Origin of the sequence: Klebsiella sp. RHBSTW-00215, from assembly GCF_014103785.1 — a bacterium.
In the GTDB taxonomy this organism is placed as follows: Bacteria; Pseudomonadota; Gammaproteobacteria; order Enterobacterales; family Enterobacteriaceae; genus Klebsiella.
The window spans coordinates 4,146,522-4,166,217 of the sequence record NZ_JABXQS010000001.1; the positions used below are offsets into that span (position 1 = coordinate 4,146,522).

The 19,696-nt window shown below is 54.0% G+C and carries 19 protein-coding genes and 1 riboswitch; of the genes, 4 read left to right on the forward strand and 15 right to left on the reverse strand.

Annotation, left to right across the window (positions count from 1 at the left end):
• Nucleotides 1–26 precede the first annotated feature (26 nt).
• The gene (gene katE, locus HV127_RS19665; RefSeq protein ID WP_182238110.1) at nucleotides 27–2,285 is read right to left on the reverse strand and encodes a catalase HPII; all 2,259 of its coding nucleotides are present in this window, start codon (nucleotides 2,283–2,285) and stop codon (nucleotides 27–29) included.
• A 181-nt stretch (nucleotides 2,286–2,466) separates the two neighbouring features.
• On the opposite strand from katE, the gene cedA reads away from it, so the two are divergent.
• A complete protein-coding gene (gene cedA / locus HV127_RS19670; protein ID WP_228727478.1) occupies nucleotides 2,467–2,721 on the forward strand; it encodes a cell division activator CedA in 255 nt (84 codons plus the stop codon).
• Between the two features lie 78 nt (nucleotides 2,722–2,799).
• Here the strand turns inward: cedA and HV127_RS19675 are convergent, their stop codons facing one another.
• From HV127_RS19675 to hxpB, 4 genes are all read right to left on the reverse strand, one after another.
• Nucleotides 2,800–4,191 carry an L-cystine transporter gene (locus HV127_RS19675; protein ID WP_142514219.1) on the reverse strand — a complete coding sequence of 464 codons (1,392 nt, stop codon included), beginning with the start codon at nucleotides 4,189–4,191 and terminating at the stop codon, nucleotides 2,800–2,802.
• Between the two features lie 133 nt (nucleotides 4,192–4,324).
• Nucleotides 4,325–4,915, reverse strand: coding sequence for a metal-dependent hydrolase (locus tag HV127_RS19680; RefSeq protein ID WP_112216774.1), 591 nt, complete (start codon nucleotides 4,913–4,915; stop codon nucleotides 4,325–4,327).
• Between the two features lie 92 nt (nucleotides 4,916–5,007).
• Nucleotides 5,008–5,769: a 2-dehydro-3-deoxy-D-gluconate 5-dehydrogenase KduD gene (kduD, locus tag HV127_RS19685; protein WP_181482574.1), complete on the reverse strand. Its 762-nt coding sequence runs from the start codon at nucleotides 5,767–5,769 to the stop codon at nucleotides 5,008–5,010.
• 149 nt (nucleotides 5,770–5,918) lie between these two features.
• Nucleotides 5,919–6,587 (reverse strand): hexitol phosphatase HxpB, encoded by a 669-nt coding sequence (hxpB, locus tag HV127_RS19690; protein ID WP_182238112.1) that lies wholly within the window; start codon nucleotides 6,585–6,587, stop codon nucleotides 5,919–5,921.
• A gap of 274 nt (nucleotides 6,588–6,861) precedes the next feature.
• Here hxpB and HV127_RS19695 point away from each other — a divergent pair, with 274 nt between their 5' ends.
• Entirely contained in the window at nucleotides 6,862–7,398 is a 537-nt protein-coding gene (locus HV127_RS19695; protein ID WP_182238114.1) for a YniB family protein, read from the forward strand.
• A gap of 35 nt (nucleotides 7,399–7,433) precedes the next feature.
• Here HV127_RS19695 and yciA read toward each other — a convergent pair whose 3' ends face one another.
• The 5 genes from yciA to HV127_RS19720 all read right to left on the reverse strand — a co-directional run bounded on the left by yciA (nucleotide 7,434) and on the right by HV127_RS19720 (nucleotide 13,187).
• On the reverse strand, nucleotides 7,434–7,832 hold the full coding sequence (gene yciA, locus HV127_RS19700; protein WP_181482571.1) for an acyl-CoA thioester hydrolase YciA: 399 nt from the start codon (nucleotides 7,830–7,832) through the stop codon (nucleotides 7,434–7,436).
• A 100-nt stretch (nucleotides 7,833–7,932) separates the two neighbouring features.
• Nucleotides 7,933–10,113 carry a TonB-dependent siderophore receptor gene (locus HV127_RS19705; protein ID WP_182238116.1) on the reverse strand — a complete coding sequence of 727 codons (2,181 nt, stop codon included), beginning with the start codon at nucleotides 10,111–10,113 and terminating at the stop codon, nucleotides 7,933–7,935.
• A 195-nt stretch (nucleotides 10,114–10,308) separates the two neighbouring features.
• A complete protein-coding gene (locus HV127_RS19710) occupies nucleotides 10,309–11,610 on the reverse strand; it encodes a voltage-gated chloride channel family protein (protein WP_182238118.1) in 1,302 nt (433 codons plus the stop codon).
• Nucleotides 11,611–11,689: 79 nt separating this feature from the next.
• A riboswitch (Fluoride riboswitch) is annotated at nucleotides 11,690–11,751 on the reverse strand.
• A 101-nt stretch (nucleotides 11,752–11,852) separates the two neighbouring features.
• Entirely contained in the window at nucleotides 11,853–12,392 is a 540-nt protein-coding gene (locus tag HV127_RS19715) for a septation protein A (protein WP_110273526.1), read from the reverse strand.
• A 51-nt stretch (nucleotides 12,393–12,443) separates the two neighbouring features.
• Nucleotides 12,444–13,187 carry a YciC family protein gene (locus HV127_RS19720; RefSeq protein ID WP_142514224.1) on the reverse strand — a complete coding sequence of 248 codons (744 nt, stop codon included), beginning with the start codon at nucleotides 13,185–13,187 and terminating at the stop codon, nucleotides 12,444–12,446.
• A gap of 313 nt (nucleotides 13,188–13,500) precedes the next feature.
• Here HV127_RS19720 and ompW point away from each other — a divergent pair, with 313 nt between their 5' ends.
• On the forward strand, nucleotides 13,501–14,139 hold the full coding sequence (ompW, locus tag HV127_RS19725; RefSeq protein WP_182238120.1) for an outer membrane protein OmpW: 639 nt from the start codon (nucleotides 13,501–13,503) through the stop codon (nucleotides 14,137–14,139).
• A 136-nt stretch (nucleotides 14,140–14,275) separates the two neighbouring features.
• Here ompW and HV127_RS19730 read toward each other — a convergent pair whose 3' ends face one another.
• Together HV127_RS19730 and HV127_RS19735 are read right to left on the reverse strand one after the other, a co-directional pair.
• Complete coding sequence (locus HV127_RS19730) at nucleotides 14,276–14,521, reverse strand: YmjA family protein (protein ID WP_182238122.1); 246 nt, start codon at nucleotides 14,519–14,521, stop codon at nucleotides 14,276–14,278.
• Nucleotides 14,522–14,815: 294 nt separating this feature from the next.
• Nucleotides 14,816–15,763, reverse strand: coding sequence for a zinc-binding alcohol dehydrogenase family protein (locus HV127_RS19735; RefSeq protein WP_182238124.1), 948 nt, complete (start codon nucleotides 15,761–15,763; stop codon nucleotides 14,816–14,818).
• A gap of 74 nt (nucleotides 15,764–15,837) precedes the next feature.
• Between HV127_RS19735 and HV127_RS19740 the strand changes: the two genes are divergently transcribed.
• A complete protein-coding gene (locus HV127_RS19740; RefSeq protein WP_182238126.1) occupies nucleotides 15,838–16,293 on the forward strand; it encodes a MarR family winged helix-turn-helix transcriptional regulator in 456 nt (151 codons plus the stop codon).
• 32 nt (nucleotides 16,294–16,325) lie between these two features.
• Here HV127_RS19740 and trpA read toward each other — a convergent pair whose 3' ends face one another.
• Genes trpA through trpCF form a run of 3 tightly spaced genes read right to left on the reverse strand, consistent with a single transcriptional unit; the run spans nucleotide 16,326 to nucleotide 19,696 of the window.
• Nucleotides 16,326–17,135, reverse strand: a complete 810-nt coding sequence (trpA, locus tag HV127_RS19745; protein ID WP_112216786.1) for a tryptophan synthase subunit alpha — start codon at nucleotides 17,133–17,135, stop codon at nucleotides 16,326–16,328.
• A complete protein-coding gene (gene trpB / locus HV127_RS19750) occupies nucleotides 17,135–18,328 on the reverse strand; it encodes a tryptophan synthase subunit beta (RefSeq protein WP_182238128.1) in 1,194 nt (397 codons plus the stop codon). Before trpB ends, trpA begins: the two co-directional genes overlap by 1 nt.
• 9 nt (nucleotides 18,329–18,337) lie before the next feature.
• On the reverse strand, nucleotides 18,338–19,696 hold the full coding sequence (trpCF, locus tag HV127_RS19755) for a bifunctional indole-3-glycerol-phosphate synthase TrpC/phosphoribosylanthranilate isomerase TrpF (protein WP_182238129.1): 1,359 nt from the start codon (nucleotides 19,694–19,696) through the stop codon (nucleotides 18,338–18,340).

Here is a 19,696-nt window from a genome sequence, read left to right on the forward strand (position 1 = left end):
CCGGCATTTATGCTGGGCCTTGTTTTTTATGCAGGAATTACGGCGATTTTAGCGCTTCTTGACCACACCCGATGTGCCGCCATCAGGGTAATCAGTTCATCCATGGATTTGCCATCTATCGCGTCCGTTTCAACAATCCCTTCTTCACCCTGACTGGCGACCTGAAGCGACGTTTTACACGGTCTGGCATCACCTGCCAGCAGAATCGGCTTCAGATGTTTGTAGCCTTCCAGCAGGTAATAGTGGAAATCACCGTTGTTGCTCAGGCTTTGCAGATCGCCGCCGGGAACGATGACCGCATCTACGGTTAATGAAGGCGACCCGGCAAAAGTCCCGGCAACCGGCAGAGTGGTACCATCGTCGGCCTTCACCTCACCCATACGGGAATAGAGTAGTTTGGCATGCACTCCCTTTGCCTTGAGCGCTTTCAGCAGCACCAACAGCTCTTTGGCGACCGGACGATCGTTAAGTAACACCGCCACCACACGACCCTTCACGTCTCCACTGGGAATAGCGTACAAGCTCAGGGTAGGGTCCTTTTTCAGGCCATTAACATCCGGCGGCGGCGTGATGCTACGTTGGTCGTCAGTGAGTTCGATACCGAGATTTTTACCCACAGCCTGAGCCAGCTGCAGGTCGATATGCGCCAGTTGATCGACAACCCTCTCGCGGATCCACTCCCTGACGACTTTGCTCAGCTCAAAACTAAAAGCGTCGATAATATGCTGCTGCTCAAGTGGCGTCTGGCTGCGCCAGAACAGTAGAGGCTGAGAGTAGTATTCGCCGAACGACGGGCTGCGCTGGCGAATTTTTTCGCCGTCTACCCGCTCGGCGTAGGATTCGAATCCTCCGCGTTTAGCGGCTGGCGGCGTCTCGCGAGGCCAGTTATCGTTGATTGAGTTAGGTTCATAGTTTGCCGGGTTGGTATCAATATCCATGCGATGCATACCGTCGCGCTGGAAATTATGATACGGGCAGGTGGGCTTATTAATAGGAATCTTATGGAAATTAGGTCCGCCAAGACGGCTAATCTGCGTATCGGTATAGGAAAATAAACGGCCCTGCAGCAGCGGATCGTTGCTGAAATCTATCCCCGGCACGATGTGCCCGGGATGAAACGCAGCCTGTTCATTTTCGGCAAAGAAATTATCCGGGTTGCGATTGAGGACCATTTTCCCGACCCGTTGAACAGGGACCAGCGCTTCCGGAATAAGCTTGGTGGGGTCCAGCAGATCGAAGTCATAGGCAAACTCATCCTCCTCGGGGATGAGCTGTAGCCCCAGTTCATACTCGGGGAAATCTCCCGCTTCAATGGCTTCCCATAAATCACGACGATGGAAATCAGGATCGCGACCTGTCAGCTTCTGCGACTCATCCCACACCAGAGAGGCCTTGCCCGCTACTGGTTTCCAGTGAAAACGTACAAAGGTTGCTTTGCCTTCGGCATTTATCAGGCGGAAGGTATGGATACCGAACCCTTCCATCGTGCGATAGCTGCGGGGTAAACCGCGATCGGACATCGCCCACATTACGTTGTGCAGCGTTTCTGGCTGTAGTGATACGTAGTCCCAAAAGGTGTCATGTGCACTTTGCCCTTGCGGGACGGCCCAATGAGGTTCCGGTTTTACCGCATGGACGAAATCAGGGAATTTGAGCGCGTCCTGGATAAAGAAGATGGGGGTGTTATTGCCGACCAGATCAAAAATGCCCTCGTCGGTATAGAACTTGGTGGCGAAACCGCGAATGTCGCGCACCGTATCGGCGGACCCTGCACCGCCCTGGACAGTAGAAAAGCGCACGAACACCGGGGTTTTCTTCTCCGGGTCGGAGAGAAAATCGGCTTTGGTGATGTCGCTCAGATTTCTATAGGGCTGAAAGTAGCCGTGCGCTGCGGAGCCTCGGGCGTGGACGATCCTCTCGGGGATGCGTTCATGGTCAAAATGGGTAATTTTCTCGCGCAGGATGAAATCTTCCAGCAGCGTGGGGCCACGTTTGCCCGCACGCAGCGAGTTTTGATCGTCAGCGATACGTACGCCCTGGTTGGTGGTGAGCGCAAAATCCTCGCCGCCTTTACGGTGATTATCCAGCGCGTCAAGCTTACCGCTATGCGTATCCGGGGCTTTTATACTGCCAGGCGCGGTCGGCTCTTCACCCGGAGCGGTGGGGTGCGGCGTGGGTCGCCAGTTCTGGTCATTGGGTGCTAAAGAATCGAGACCTGGTTTCGCTTCCCGGTCATCGTGAACCGGTGACTGGTGGGTTTGTGGTTTATGGTGTTTCTCTGACATTGCTCGCTCCTGTTTTCATTACTGAAAATGGTCGTTGCTGAACCAAAACCCTTCTAACTATAGAACATCTGTTCCAGCAGATTTTATTCCAGGACTTTTACCTTTTAAGGATAATAAGCAGGGGGCGACGAAAGGGGGCGCTTTCAGCTATGATAGGGGTTTATGTTTCCCGCTTTGTTTAGTGAATCTATTTGTGATGAAACCACATCGCCAACAAAATCGTCAGGTCATTAGCTACGTGCCTCGAGTGGAGCCAGCGCCGCCGGAACACGCCGTCAAAATGGACGGTTATCGCGATGTCTGGGTGCTGCGCAATAAGTACGTCGCCTTTGTGCTGGTGGACGAACATTTTCGCCGTTCACCGCCGTTTAACGTGCCGGAAGCGGCGCAGCGCTGGGCGGAGCAGATGAGGCAGGAAGGCGAGATAGATGCCTGAGGGCGCGCGCTAAAACAAAAAAACCGCTGAGGTCATCAGCGGTTTTTTTATCTCTGAAGGCTTTATGGCCCTCTCAGATTAGCGGTGGGCCAGTTCGGCATCCTCTTCGCTATCAAGAATGGTTTTGTCGGTTTGACGCAGCCACTGGCTGGTCAGGGTACCGGCGGTCATTGAACCGCTGACGTTCAGCGCGGTACGACCCATATCAATCAGTGGTTCAACTGAAATTAACAGCGCCACCAGCGTCACCGGCAGACCCATTGCCGGCAGAACGATCAGCGCAGCAAAGGTTGCGCCGCCGCCAACGCCCGCAACGCCTGCGGAACTGACGGTGACAATGCCCACCAGGGTGGCAATCCATAGCGGATCGAACGGGTTGATACCGACGGTCGGAGCGACCATGACTGCCAGCATCGCCGGGTAAAGACCCGCACAACCGTTCTGGCCAATGGTCGCGCCGAATGATGCTGAGAAGCTGGCGATAGATTCTGGTACCCCCAGTCGGCGGGTTTGCGCTTCGACGTTCAGCGGAATAGACGCAGCGCTGGAGCGACTGGTGAAGGCGAAGGTCAGCACCGGCCACACTTTGCGGAAGTACTTCAGCGGGCTCACGCCGTTCACTGCCAGCAGCAGGCCATGCACCACGAACATAATGCCCAGGCCGAGATAGGAGGCGATAACGAAGCTGCCGAGCTTGATGATGTCCTGCAAGTTAGAGCCAGCAACCACTTTGGTCATCAGCGCCAGCACGCCATACGGCGTTAACTGCATAACCAGACGCACTAACTTCATAACCCAGCTTTGCAGCGTGTCGATGGCGGTGAGCACGCGCTGGCCTTTGGCGACGTCATCTTTCAGCAACTTCAGCGCCGCGACGCCCAGGAAGGCCGCAAAGATAACCACGCTGATAATCGACGTTGGGTTCGCGCCGGTCAGATCGGCAAACGGGTTCTTCGGTACGAAAGAGAGGATCAGCTGCGGGACGCTCAGGTCCGCCACTTTACCGGCATAGTTGCTCTGAATGGCGTTAAGACGAGCGGTTTCCGCGCTGCCTTGCACCAGCCCTTCAGCGGTCAGGCCAAACAGATTGGTAACCAGAACACCGACCAGTGCTGCAATCAGCGTGGTGAAAAGCAGGGTGCCAATGCTCAAAAAGCTGATTTTACCCAGCTGTGAAGCGTTATGCAGACGGGCGACCGCGCTCAGGATAGAGGCGAAGACCAGCGGCATAACGATCATTTGCAGCAGCTGAACATAGCCGTTGCCGACGATATTGAACCACTGGATAGAATCCTTCAGCACCTGGCTGTCGGAACCATAGATAAATTGCAGCGCCAGGCCGAAAATAACGCCGATAACCAGACCGACCAGTACTTTTTTAGCGAGGCTCCACTGTTTGTGGCGGGTTTGAGCCAGCGCCAACAGCAAAACCGCGAACACGATAACGTTCGCTATTAATGGAAAATTCATCCCCGTTCTCCTGATATCTTTTTTACCGGGTTGGTCAATAACCAACTCTTATGACGGCAAGGGTAGCAGAAGGCGTTATTCGTTACTTATATTCAAATGGAATTGATTATAACTAAATGGATAACTCGCTTGTTTATTGTCCTGCCTGGTGACTAATAAATCGATTAAAGGTGGTTTGCAGCGTGTTAATCATGCTTGATGACCAGCGCACGGCGCTATTATCGGCAAAAGTCTGCGGCATCCACACCGCATAGATGAAGAGCGCCATACACAGCGCGCGCTCTAGCTGGTTGCCTTTACGCGGTGCGAGGATAGGTAAGCGAAAGCGCCAGCGGCATGGCCAAAGCAGCGGCACTCCCGCAGGAGTCAGCATGTCGGCAAGGATATGGCTGAGATAGCCCAGCACCAGTCCCTGGACAGCGTCCGCCGGGATTATCCAGCCATCGGGCACTTTTAACGAGAACAGCGCAAGAGCGCCGAAGACAACCAGCAGGCTATGGGTGAAGCCGCGATGACCAAAGGCGCGGGCTATCGGTTTTGAAATCCAGCGTAAACGCTGCCCGAGAAATGACTTAGGGTGATCGATGTCGGGCAGCAGGCAGGTCAAAATTGCGGAAGGGACAATATGCCACCAGTCACCCTGGGCCAGCACGGGGGTTAATTCCGCGTTTTTCGCAAATACCGCACAGGCGATAGAAAAGAGAAGGTGACCTTCCGCCGTCATGATAAGAAACCCTAAACTGTCAATTCATACAGTATAGGGTTTTTATACAGTGTGCGGAAGAGGTGACGGTGTAACTCTTTGTCACAAAACCATCAACGTGCCAGCCAGCCTCCGTCAACCGCCAGAGTATAGCCACTGACGTAATCTGCTGCCTTAGAGGCGAGGAATACCACCGGCCCTTGCAGGTCATCCGGAACGCCCCAGCGCCCGGCAGGAATGCGGTCGAGGATCTCTTTACTGCGCTCGGCATCATCACGTAATTGCTGAGTGTTGTTGGTCGCCATATATCCCGGCGCGATGGCATTAACGTTGATGCGATGTCCCGCCCATTCATTAGCCATCAGGCGAGTAATGCCGAGAACGCCGCTTTTTGAGGCAGTATATGAAGGCACTCTAATGCCGCCCTGAAAGGAGAGCATTGAGGCGATGTTAATGATTTTTCCGCCATCGCCTTGCTGAATAAACTGCCGGGCGACCGCTTGCGAAAGAAAAAAGACCGATTTCAGATTCAGATTCAGGACGTCATCCCAATCTTTTTCTGAAAAATCGAGTGCATCGGTGCGGCGGATTGTGCCAGCGTTGTTGACCAAAATATCGACTCTGCCCATCGCAGCAACGGCCTGAGTGACAATCGAGCCAATCTCATCCTGGTGACTCAAATCGGCCTGGATAGCGGTGAAGCGTCGGCCCAACGCCTGAACCTTTTCCGCCGTTTCATGGGGAATTCTACGATTGACCCCGACGATATCGCACCCGGCCTGCGCAAGGCCCAGCGTCATGCCCTGGCCGAGCCCGGTATCACAACCCGTTACGATAGCGACCTTACCCGTAAGGTCAAAGGCGTTCAGTACCATATGCACCTCTGTATGCTGATTTCATGCGTTAAATAACGCCATTGAGGACAAGCATAGAGGGAGGAGGAAGAAAAAACAATTAAAAATGAAACGGTGTTTTAATTTTGTGATAATGGGATAGGGATACCATCCCATTATCACCGGATGGCTTAACCGAGCAGGTCGGTCAGGGTGAGGGATTTCAGGCTCGTTAGCTTCACATCGGCCAGCACAAAGCGAGGATCGCGGCTATTCTCTTCTTCAGGCACGACAATAGAGCGCATCCGCGCCGCTTTGCTGGCAATCATGCCGTTGACAGAATCTTCCAGCGCCACGCAGTTCAGCGGGCTGACGCCAAGTTTTTCCGCACAGTTCAGATAAACCTGTGGATGCGGTTTGCTGAACGGCAGCATTTCGGCGGAAGCGAGTGCATCAAACTGGTCGCGCAGTTCAAACATGGTGAGGACTTTTTCCAGCATCCGCAGCGGCGATGCTGAGGCCAGGCCGATTTTCAGCCCCTGCGCTTTACACATCGCCACCGCTTCCCGCGCGCCGGGCAGGAGCGGGCGTGCTTCTTCAACCAGTTGGATAGCGCGGTTGATAATTCGCGCGGTCACTTCGGCGCGATCCGGGCCTTTCCACGGCTGCTGGGCAAACCACAGGTCGACGACTAAATCGATGCGTAGCCCCAGAATATCGGGCATTTCACTGCGGCGGCTGATATCCACACCAAGGCTTGCAATCACCTCCAGCTCTGCCTTATCCCATAGCGGTTCGGAATCAATCAGTAATCCATCCATATCAAAAATTGCGGCATGAATCTGTCGCCTGGCTGACATAAGTCCCTCTCCTGTAGCGTAAGTAGATAACGAATTGGCACTCATGGTATATCATACCGCGCATTATTGGGCGAAATTCGCCGACGAAGGTAGACTTAGAGCGTATACCACCAGGCGTTTTTGGCGCAGCCACTTTGGACACGGACAGCGCGCAGAAACCGGAGCGTACATGAAGTACGTGAGGATTTTGAGCACTGCCCTGGTCCAAAGTGGCAAGTGAAATAGCCTGAGATAGGTTCTTAGAGTGGCTAGAGCGTCTTAACAAGGGGAACCCATGACGTATCAACAAGCTGGACGCATTGCAGTACTTAAACGTATTTTGGGGTGGGTGGTGTTTATTCCGGCAGTTATCTCGACGCTGATTTCGGTGCTGAAGTTTATGTACGAGCACAGCGAGAAAAAGCCGGGGATTGATGCGGTGATGATGGATTTTGCGCACGTGATGATCGAGATGATGCGCTTCAATACGCCGTTCCTAAATTTCTTTTGGTACAACTCGCCGCTCCCGGACTTTAAGCACGGCATGAATATCGGCTTCTGGATTATCTATATCCTGATCTTTGTCGGGATGGCGCTGCAGGCATCCGGCGCGCGGATGAGCCGTCAGGCGAAGTTTCTGCGTGAGGGGGTTGAGGATCAGCTGATTCTTGAGCAGGCCAGGGGGGCGGAAGGGCTGACGCGCGAGCAGATCGCCGAACGTGTCGTGGTGCCGCGTCATACTATTCTGGTGCAGTATTTCCCGCTGTACGTGCTGCCGGTGATTACCATCGTGATCGGCTACTTCTTCTTTTCTTTACTCGGTTTCCTGTAATCAGATAGCCCGGCAAGGTTGCCGGGCTATCTGCATTATTGGGCAGGCAGCGCGCGCGGCTTGCCCTGGTTATCCACCGCAACGTAGATAAACAGCGCTTCGGTTGCCTTGTAGCGTTGGCCGATTGGCTCAGACGACACTTTCTTTACCCATACTTCCATATTGATGGTCACCGAGGTATTGCCGCGCTTCACGCAGTCGGCGTAGCAACACACCACATCGCCGACCGCGACCGGACGTAAAAAGGTCATGCCGTCGACGCGTACGGTCACCACGCGACCATGGGCAATTTCTTTCGCCATAATGGCGCCGCCGATATCCATTTGCGACATCAACCAGCCGCCAAAAATATCGCCGTTGGCGTTAGTATCCGCTGGCATCGCCAGGGTGCGTAAAACCAATTCGCCCTTCGGCGCGAGATCTGTTGTTGTCATTCGGTACTCTGTACTCGTCAAAGATGATCAGGCGCGATGCTACTATGAAAAGGGCGTGGAGAGAATAGGGGGAGACGCCCGCTAATGCGGGCGTAGAGGTTTAGAAGGAGAGCGTGACGCCAGCGTAGTACGCACGACCCGGTTCGTTGTAGGTCGACGCGCCCGAGTTTTCGCGATAAAGCTGCTTATCGAACAGGTTGCTGATCCCGGCATTCAGGCGTAAATCTTTCATCAGCTGATAGTTACCGCCAATACCGACGACAGAATACGAACCGACTTCGTTGGTGGCCAGTACGCCAATCTCGTTACGAATTTCAGCGTATTCGCGCGGTTTCTGCCGACCGTACATGGTCCAGTTCACGTTGGCCGAGAGCTTGCTGTTAATCTGCCAGTCGAGCATGGTGTTGATGGTATATTTCGGAATGACGGACAGCGGGTTGCCGGTATCTTTGTTTTCCGATTTGATCATATAGGTGGCGTTGGTGCGCCAGTTCAGCGTATCGGCAATCACCGGTACCAGCAGGGTCCCTTCAAGACCTTCGACGACCGCCTTACCGCCGTTCTGCCACTGGAGAATATAATTCCCATCAGAGGTATAGCCCAACACGTCGGTACCGGAGACGATTTTGTTTTTGTAATCGTTACGGAACCAGGTGATACCGGCATTGTAGCCATTTAAGTTAAATTCAAGGCCGACCTCTTTGTTGATACTGATTTCCGGATCAAGGTTTGGGTTACCCAGCAGATAACAACCATTCCCGGTGAGGTTGGTCGGGCAGCCGTTACCGTTCGTGCGCAGCAAATAGCCATCGCTGGACTGGTACAGGTTCGGTGCTTTAAATACCCGGGCAATACCCGCTTTGACCTTAAACATATCGCCCAGATCCTGCGACAGGTTCAGGCTCGGGCTCCAGTTGCTGCCGAAATCGTTGTGATAGTCAAAACGCAGTCCGGGGATAATATTGGTGCCCGGCGTCGCTTCAATATTGTCTTCGAGATAGAGACCGGTGAGGGTGGCGCTATTTTTCGTGCTGCGCTCAGACGGGTTGCCGGAAGTGCCAGGGACTTCTTCGGTCACGCTGGTGGCCTGCATCGACGCCGGATCGTTCAAATCATCGCGATTCCACTCCATACCCAGCGTAAGCGTCTGCTCAGCCAGCCAGTTGAATGGAATATTGAGTTCGCCGGTTGAACGCCAGGATTCCAGGCGGCTGGTGGCGTATTTATCGCTATTGATCATCCCCTCTACGCGGCCGGTAGAGCCCTCCTGCAGGCGGGTATTGTTGGTTTTTTCGTAATAGACGCCCGCTTTAGACTGGCCCCAGTCCCAGATACCGTTATAGGTCAGGCCCCAGGTCTGGCGATACATGCGGTTTGTTTCCTGGCCGTATAGCGTATCGATCAGACCATTTGGGCTCATGTTGCTGTTGCTGTACTGCGTATCACCGGCGTAGATGTTGCCCTGGCGGCTGTAGGCATAGCTGAAATCGACAATCTGCTGCGGCGTGACTTTCCATGACAGCAGGGCGTTAATATCTTTATTGCGCACGCCTTCGCGGCCTGCGGCATAAGAGCCATTTTGCGCGCTATTGATGTCCCAGGCATCCGGCTCGGTTTTGTTGATATTGCCATACAGACGCATCGTCAGGGCATCCCCGGCCAGCGGTCCGTTAAGGTTAAAGTTAGCCCGGTTGGTGGAACCTTCTTTATTATTTTCCGGCTGATTGGTATAGAGCGAGAGTGAGCCATGCCAGTCGTTGGTCGGGCGCTTGGTGATGATATTGACCACGCCGCCTGCAGCGCCAGAGCCGTAGCGAGCAGCCGCGGGGCCGCGCAGAACTTCGATGCGCTCGACCATTTCCGGCGGAACCCAGTTGCTGTCGCCGCGGGTATCGCGCTCGCCGCGCCAGCTATAGCGCACCGAGTTTCTCGAACTGACGGGCACACCATCGATAAGAATCAGCGTGTTTTCCGGCCCCATGCCGCGAATATCAATCTGTCGGTTGTTGCCGCGGCTGCCGCTGGCGCTGTTGCCGGTCAGGTTAACGCCGGGCATTTTACGAATGATTTCAGACAGATCGTTAACCGGCGGATCTTTAGCAATATCTTCTGCGGTGATAATCGAGACGCCCGGCTGCTGCTTTAGCGCTTCTTCCGCGGTTCCCCGAACCACCATCGTTTCGGTATCCAATTCAGCCTCTTCGGCGAAAGCCCCTGGGCTAAGCAAACCAGCGATGGCCAGGGCCAGGGGAGTGGCGATGTGATTTTTCTGCGATCTCATTTTAAATATCCATATCAAGTCATGAAAAATTGAGATCGAGAATATCAATGATAATTATTATCATTACAATTGCGAGAGGCGAATCTCCATGAAATCCTCACAATTGCCGCAACTTTCCAGCATCTGGTAGATATCGTGAAGGAGTCGGTAAGGTTTACCGTACCGACTTGCTGGGATGTTCCTGGCCTGAAGAGATTATTTGCCCATTGTTTTATCGGTTTTCTGTTGCTGATACCACGCGGGAAGCTCTGCCAGACTAATACCCGTCGGCACATAGCCCTGTTTCAGACAGGCGACCCGCTGCGCGCGATAAATGCTGGTATATCCTGAAACCAGCCAGGCGACAGCGCAGGCTAGCGCAGCGTAAATGTCGATTTCAGAACCAAACAATTCGATTGCCATCAGCGTCGATGCTATAGGGGTGTTAGCTGCCCCAGCGAAGACGGCGACAAAGCCAATCCCGGCCAGAAAGCTCACCGGCATATGTAGCAGCGGAGCCAGCGCATTGCCAAGCGTCGCGCCGATATAAAATAGCGGCGTCACTTCTCCGCCTTTAAAACCGCTCCCTAAAGAGGTCACGGTGAAAACCAGTTTGCCGAGAAAATCCCACGGAGCTAGTGGATGCTGAAAGGCATCCACAATCACCGGTATGCCGAGGCCAATATAGCGATCGCCATGAAACAGCCAGACGGCAGCAACAATGAGCAAACCGCCGGTAAACGGGCGCATTGGCGCATAGCGAACATATTTTTTCATTAACCCGCCAATGAAATGCGTGCTGTCAGCGAAAACGCGTGCCGCCAGGCCAAAGCAGCAACCCGCGATAACCATTGCCGCCAGGGTCCAGAAGGTGAGGGGTGGAATGCTGGAAACGATATAGTGGGTGTGTTGCACCCCCCACATGATCCCGACACGATCGGCGACGATTGCGGCGACCAGACACGGGAAAATGGCGGTGTAGTTCATCCTTCCGATGGCCAGCACTTCCAGCCCAAATAGCGCGCCGGCGAGCGGAGTGCCGAAAATTGAGGAGAAACCGGCGCTGATCCCGGCCATGAGCACCGTCCGTCGCGTGTCGTCGTCGAGGCGAAAAATAGGCGTAAATTGATCGGCAATCGAGGCTCCCATCTGTACCGCAGTCCCTTCACGGCCCACTGACGCCCCGCACAGGTGCGATATCACGGTGCCGAAAAAGACCAGCGGTGCCATACGCAGGGGGATCACACATTTAGGATCGTGGACTTCTTCCAGAATGAGATTGTTACCGGCCTCCACGCGGGTGCCGTAGTGCAGATAAATCCAGCCGACGGCAAAGCCCGCGATCGGCAGCAGCCAGATAAGCCAGCGATGCGTTTCACGCGTTGCAGTAGCCCATTCAAGGGAGAAAAGAAAGAAAGCCGATGCCGTACCCGCCAGGACGGCGATGATAAAGGCGAGAAACAGCCATTTCCCGAGGAAGAAAAACAGGGTGAGTTGTGAAAATCGGGGTGCACGCATCGTTATTTCCTTAGAAGGTTAACCTTCCCGGACGCGGTGCCTGCAATACGGATATGCCTGCTCATTCCCGGTCCGGGAATAAAAAGCAGGCATCATTAGCCACATGGCGGTTCAAGAGGGAATGCCATCCTCTATACGAAATATCTTACGGCATGAACCGTTTCAGCTGAAGTTTTTTATGCGTTGTATATAAAAAGAGAGGAGAAGGCGGCACGCAGGGAATTGTGCGTGCCGAAGCGAACTTAGTGATTGTCGTCCTGCGGCATATGGCGATAGATGTAAACGCCGCTTAGCAGGGTGAACACCAGCGTCATAGCGGTTAAACCGAAGACTTTAAAGTTGACCCAGATATTCTGCGGCAACCAGAAGGCGATGTAGATATTCGCCAAACCGCAAAGAATGAAGAATACCGCCCAGGCCAGATTCAGACGCGACCAGACCTGCTGCGGTAGCGTCAGCTCTTTACCCAGCATGCGCTGGATTAGCGGCTTTTTCATTACCCACTGGCTAAACAGTAGAGCGCCAGCGAACAGAACATAGATGACCGTCACCTTCCATTTTATAAACTCATCGTTATGGAAGAAAATGGTCAGGCCACCGAAAAATGCGACCAGGACAAAGGTAATCAGCGCCATTTTCTCGACTTTGCGATAGCGCACCCAGCTATAAATCAGCACGATGGCGGTGGCGATAATCAGCGCGGTCGTTGCGGCGTAGATATCGTAGAGCTTGTAGAATGCGAAGAAGACTACCAGCGGTAAAAAATCCAGAAACTGCTTCATACATCGATTCCGTCGTTCAGAATGGGCCGGGAGCGCCCGACCCAGATTAAGTTAGTTGCGAATAAGCATATACAAGCGGAATAAATAGATCAGCAACAATGCGGAGATCAGGTTGCTGATGGTATTTATCACGATTGCGCCAACGTTTGGCGTCAGTACGGCAAAGCTGGATGCAAACAGCAGAAGTAGGGTTTTCGCCAGCAGCCAGCCGATTATCGCGGGTGCAACCAGGCGAATATTGGCCCATGCCAGACGCATACTGCTGCGCAGGGCGCTGAAAACACCCATTTTGTCCTGAACCAGCATAATTGGCGCGAATGAAAGGACGATCGCCAGCAGCACGCCAGGCACCACCACCAGCATCATCCCCATTTGCACGACAAAAGTCGTGAGCAGGATCAGCAGCAGCAGCTTTGGCAGCACTGGCGCAGAAGCACCAATCGCACGTAAGGCACTGACGCGTTGACCTGCGGAGATCATCTGAATCATCAGCAGAACGCCGCCCGCAAGGATCGCATTGCCCACCAGTCCAGAGAATGTAGAGGCTGCCGAAGCTCGTAGCAGGACCTGCTGCTGTTCCGGCGTCATACTTTGCACCAGCTCGAACAACCCGACGCTACCCGTCAGGCTATCGCCTTCGCTCAGAATCGATAATTGCTCTTCACTGGGTGAAAAGGCATGGCCAAGTACTACCGTAATAAGCGCGCACAACAATGCAATCAGCAAAATAGTGACGAACTGATTACGGAAAAAGTTTCCGGTGTCACGGTAGACGGACTTCGCCGTGATAGACATGCATTCTCCTTGAGTCTTGCAGGTGTTAACTAGCCGGCGATTGTACCGCAAATCGTGCCTGGGTAGCAGTCTCTGCTCCTGCGCGCTAAGTATATCTTTGTAAATAGAAGGCACAATCAGCGGTCCATCGCCTTAGCTCCAGTAAAAACAGAAAATTGATACGGTATGTTTATCGCTAGTTATATGAAAAAAGTGAAAATTAATCTGGATCAATAAATGTTAAATTTTCCGACTTTGTGTGATCTATGTTGGATCAAACATACTTCATTGTAGGTATATTCTTGCGCTGAATAACCATAATGAGGAAGTGGATATGAAAAAGTTAGCAGCGGCATTTGTTATTCTGGGCACTCTCTCCAGCAGCAGCGTCTGGGCGCATGAAGCTGGTGAATTTTTTATTCGCGCAGGTTCGGCAACGGTAAGGCCAACGGAAGGGGCGGGCGGTACATTGGGAAGCCTGGGGGGATTTAGCGTCAGCAATAACACGCAGCTCGGCCTGACCTTCACCTATATGGCAACCGATAATATCGGGGTTGAGCTGCTGGCCGCGACGCCGTTCCGTCATAAGGTAGGCACCGCAGCAACCGGTAATATTGCCACCGTTCACCATTTACCGCCGACCTTAATGGCGCAGTGGTACTTTGGCGATTCGAGCAGCAAGCTGCGTCCATATGTTGGTGTGGGTATCAACTACACCACCTTCTTTGACGAAGGTGTGAACGACAATGGTAAAAATCAGGGGATTTCCGATCTGAGCCTGAAAGATTCCTGGGGTGCTGCGGGTCAGGTCGGTATGGATTACCTGATTAACCGTGACTGGCTGATTAACATGTCGGTGTGGTACATGGATATCGATACTAAGGCGGACTACAAGTTGGGCGGCGTTAAGCAGCGCGACGATATACGCCTGGATCCGTGGGTGTTTATGTTCTCTGCGGGCTATCGTTTCTAAAATTTCGGCAAAGCTGGTCGCAGTATGACCAGCTCTTACTTTTTTATTCTGTAACAATCATACCGCGAATGGTTTGGCTTGATAGTGACTTACTATGAAAGGATACATTGGCCTGCGTACATCGTTTTAACAAGATCTACTCATTGCCCCATTTATTAAGGAAGTTCGCGATATCATCAATACGCTGCTCATTGATCCCTGCTTGAATGGCCATTTCTCCCTGCGCCTCCTCGCTGATTTCCTCGTTATTCATCAGGCGAGTAATCAGCAACTGAAAATAGCGGGCCAGAGGTTCACGTTCTGACTCGCTCACCGGATCTGCGGATTCGGTCGAATACTCATCAGCAATGTCATAATATTTCAGTGGTACTTCATCGTTCATCAGTTGCTCCGTAGAGTTAGTGTCAGCTGCAATGTCAGTCGCAGAATGGGTTAAATAGATTTTATTGATTTACGAAGGGATTGTCTCTCCCATTGCTGGTTAAGACAACTGGTGCGCAAGGTGTGTCAGCTATCATAAAAAAAAGCCCGCACAAGTGCGGGCAAAAATACTGGAAGCAATGTGAGCAATGTCGTACCGAATACCTGAGTTGTTTACTCAACTATTCGGTAATGAGAAAGATAATATTTCTCATTTAAGATATCAACCCCAACTTTTGTGCGGAAGCGCTTTTTTTTAATCGACGATAAAAACTGTGCGTTTCTGGCTGTCATCCTGTGGCCAGACCGTGGCAACGTCTTGAAGCCGCCGTGCAGTGGTGGCAATGGTAAATCTCCCGGCGACCGAGGCCTGCAGCATTTCCCCGGTCGCCGCCAGCAGTTGTGGCATGGACAGGCTACCAATCCCACTGCCCATCAGTTGCAACGGTGCAGAGCGTAATACCGCGCCGCTGAGCGTGATATCGGCGGCGGCAAGTGAACCGACCTGAACAAAGCGTACCGGCGCCTTCCCTGGACTATGCTTTGCCAGCGCAGGGAGCAACAGTTCAGCACTGTGACCCCACAGGTAATCGACGACGACATCAATCTGCTGCGCTGCCAGCTCCGCAAACTGCGACCGTACGGTGGCATCATCTTCGCTTAAGTTGACTATTTTATCGGCCCCGAGGGAGGCGAGCTTTAACGCGTTGCGCCCGGTGGCAATCACCTTTTTGGCCCCCAGAAAGCGGGCGATTTGTACCGCCAGCTGTCCGGCGCTACCGGTCGCACCGTTGATAAGCACCGTTTCTCCGGCCTTGAGACCCGCGCGCTTGACCAGCGCCGCCCATGCGGACATGCCCGGATTAGCCATTGCGGCGGCGGTAACGTCGTCCAGATCATCCGGCAGCGGCAGGCAGTGGTTTAGCGCGACCGGTGCCCACTGTGCCATGCTGCCCCATGGCGCGGTGGGGAAGGCGAAATAAACTCGCTGACCGTCAGGCAATGCTCCGGTGCCATCAATCCCGACGCCGAAAGGCAGGCGGCCATCAAAACTGTAATGTTTGCCGGAGGCCCGGCTTTTCACGACATGGCTGATAGCGCAGGCACGCACTTTGACCAACGCCTCATGTTCAGTGGGCTGCGGGTCGCTAAAATCGGCCCAAATCGGGCCTTGTTGCAGGTCAAAAACGACGGCTGCTTTCATAGTATTCTCTCCTGGGATGATTATGTGTAAAATGCACATATCAGTTAACGGCACTATACCCGGTTAAATAATATATGCAACATGCACATAATAATTACGATATCAGCGAGTTTCACGGTGCGCTGCTCGACATCATCAGCGTGATGAACCAGCCGGTGCGCGATGAGCAGATACTGCAGGCTGCTGGGGTTCAGCTTGATCAGATCCTCTTCCCGCTACTGGTGGCGGTAGGACGCAGGGGGCCGGTGGGGGTCGTGGAGCTGGCGGATAGCCTCGGGCGAGATTACACCACCGTCAGTCGGCAGGTGAAGAAACTGGAAGCGCAAGGGCTGGCGCAAAAGCAGCCAAACGCCAAAGACCGGCGGATTAGCGAAGTCACGCTTAGCGAAGCGGGTCAAGCTATGATCGAACGTATCTCGGTTGCAAGAACGCGGCTGATGAATCAAGTGCTGGTGGGATGGGCGCAAGAGGATGTGATGGCGCTGTTTCGTTTGACGCGCAAGTACGCGGACAGCTTACAGCAGAAATAACCGCCCGGCGCAGTGCCGGGCGGCAGGCGTGCTTAGGCCGCTTTGGTGGCGGCTTTGAGGCTCTGCACAAAGGTCTTCAGTTCAGACAGCATAGCCTGCGGGTCGTTAACGTTACGCTCAATGATTTTGACGATCGCAGAACCGGAAATCGCCCCGGCAGCGCCGGCATCAATCGCGGCGGTGACCTGCTCCGGCGCAGAGATACCAAAGCCCTGCAGCGGTGGCGCAGCGTTATATTCGGCCAGCTTTTCAATCAAATGATGCAGCGGCAGCGCGGCGCGGTTTTCCGCGCCGGTCACGCCCGCACGAGACAGCAGATAGGTATAGCCGCGACCGTAGGAAGCAATCTGGCGCAGCAGGTCGTCATCGGCATTTGGCGGGCAGATGAAAATTGGCGCGATATTATGGCGCAATGCGGCCTGGCGGAACGGTGCCGACTCTTCGACCGGTACATCGGCTACTAGCACTGAATCAACGCCCGCGCGTTCGCATGCGGCATAAAATTCATCAATGCCAGGGCTGAACACCAGGTTTGCGTACATCAGCAGGCCGATCGGGATGGTCGGGTGCTTTTGACGAATTGCCGCCAGCATTTCAAAACATTGTGCTGGCGTGACGCCTGCGGCAAATGCGCGCAGGGCTGCGCCCTGAATGGTTGGGCCGTCCGCCAGCGGGTCGGAGAATGGGATACCCAGCTCCAGCGCATCGGCACCCGCTTCAATCAGCGTATCAATAATTTTCAGCGATTGTTCCGGGTTAGGGTCGCCGAGCGTCACGAAGGGAACAAATGCGCCTTCCTGGCGAGCTTTCAGTTGTGCAAACAGCGTCTCGTAACGTTCCATCAGATTTCCCCTCGCGCTTTCAGAATATCGTGTACGGTGAAGATGTCTTTATCGCCGCGACCGGAGAGGTTAACCACCAGCAGCTGCTCTTTTTCCGGGTTCTCACGCATCATTTTCAGCACGTGCGCCAGGGCGTGGGATGATTCTAGCGCCGGGATAATCCCTTCATGACGGGAAAGTTCTTTAAAGGCATCCAGCGCCTCATCATCGGTAATTGATACGTAGTCGGCGCGACCAATGCTGTTCAGATAAGCGTGCTGCGGGCCAACTGACGGGAAGTCCAGTCCAGCGGAAATGGAGTAGGACTCCTCAATTTGCCCGTCCTCGGTCTGCATCATCGGCGATTTCATACCGAAGTAGATACCAACGCGCCCGTGCTTCAGCGGTGCGCCGTGTTCGCCGGATTCGATCCCGTGGCCCGCCGGTTCCACGCCAATCAGGCCAACAGTGGTTTCGTCGATAAAGTCGGCGAACATGCCGATAGCGTTAGAACCGCCACCGACGCAGGCGATAACCGCATCCGGCAGGCGACCTTCTTTCTCAAGAATTTGTACTTTGGTCTCTTCGCCAATCATGCGCTGGAATTCACGCACGATGGTTGGGAACGGGTGCGGGCCGGCGGCGGTCCCGAGCATATAGTGGGCTTTTTCATAGCTGCCGGACCAGTCACGCAGGGCTTCGTTACAGGCATCTTTCAGCGTTGATGAGCCGCTATGTACCGGGATCACTTCTGCACCCATCAGGCGCATACGGAAGACGTTCGGCGACTGGCGCTCGATATCTTTTGCGCCCATATAAATGCGGCATTTGAGGCCGAGCAGGGCGCTGGCGAGGGCAGAGGCTACACCATGCTGACCTGCGCCGGTTTCGGCGATGATTTCCGTTTTGCCCATCCGTTTCGCCAACAGCGCCTGACCGAGCACCTGGTTGGTTTTATGCGCGCCGCCGTGCAGCAGGTCTTCACGCTTCAGATATAGCGTGGTACGGGTACCTTCAGTGAGGTTACGGCATTTGGTCAGCGCGGTCGGGCGACCGGCGTAGTTTTTCAGCAGGTCGGTAAATTCGGCCTGAAATGCCGGGTCCTTCTGCGCGCTAACGAACGCTTCTTCAAGCTGGCGCAGGGCGGGCATCAGGATCTGCGGAACGTACATTCCGCCGAATTCGCCAAAATAGGGGTTCAGTAAAGTACTCATTGTTGCTCCTTAATATGCGCGCAGCGTTTGAAACACCGAGGCCAGTTTGCTGGCATCTTTAATACCCGGCTGTGACTCCACGCCTGAATTAAAATCGAGTCCGGCACAACCGCTTTTGGCGGCTTCTACACAGTTATCGGCGCCGAGGCCGCCTGCTAACAGCACGTTACGCAGGTCCTGACCTTGCAGCAAAGACCAGTCGAAACGCTGGCCGGTGCCGCCCTGACCGTTATCGAAAACGTATTTATCGACATGGTTCAGATTGCGTTGCGGCAGCGTTTCGCCAACGCTGAGGGCTTTCCATATTTGCACTTTGGCCGGTAACTCGGCGCGCAGGGCATCGATATAGCTCTGGTCTTCACCACCGTGCAACTGGACGGCGGCTAAGTTCAGGCTTTCAACGCGGGCGGCAACCTCTGCCACCGGCGCATTGCGAAATACGCCGACGTAGCTCAGGGGAGCGCTATCAATAACCGCTTTCGCCTGGGCTTCATTTACCGCTCGCGGCGAGGTGGGGACGAAAATCAGTCCGCCGTATACGGCGCCGGATTCATACGCGACCTGGGCATCCTGCGGACGGGTGAGGCCGCAGACCTTATTTTCGCCGAGCAGCACGCGTTTCACTGCGGTATTCAGATCGTCGTGTTCCATCAGCGCTGAACCAATCAGGAAGCCATTGGCGAAGTGGCTCAGTTCACGCACTTCGGCATAAGTATGGATGCCGGATTCGCTGATCACCGTGACGTCATGGCCGAGTCGTGGTGCCAGCGTGCGGGTGCGGTTGAGGTCAATCGACATATCGCGCAGGTCGCGGTTGTTGATACCGACCACTTTGGCCTTCAGCGCGATGGCGCGTTCCAGCTCTTCTTCATTACTGACTTCGGTCAACACGCCCATATTCAGGCTGTGCGCGACGGCGGCGAGCTGGCGATATTGTTCATCATCAAGCACCGAGAGCATCAGCAGGCAGGCATCGGCCTGATAGTAGCGCGCCAGGTAAATCTGGTAAGGATCGATGGTGAAATCCTTACACAGAATCGGCTGCGGTGCGATTTTGCTGACAATTGGCAGAAAATCGAAGCTGCCCTGGAAATATTTCTCATCGCACAGCACCGAAATAGCCGATGCGTAGTGCTTGTAGACCCCGGCGATGGTCGCCGGGTCAAAATCTTCACGAATCAAACCTTTTGACGGCGAGGCCTTTTTGCACTCGAGAATAAACGCGGTGCGGGTACCGGCAAGGGCATCGTAAAAATTGCGCTGCGTCGGCACGACGTCATTTTGAAAGCTGGCTAACGGTTGTTGTTGTTTGCGGGCTTCTACCCAAATCGCTTTGTCGGCCACTATTTTTGCTAAAACGGTCTGCAT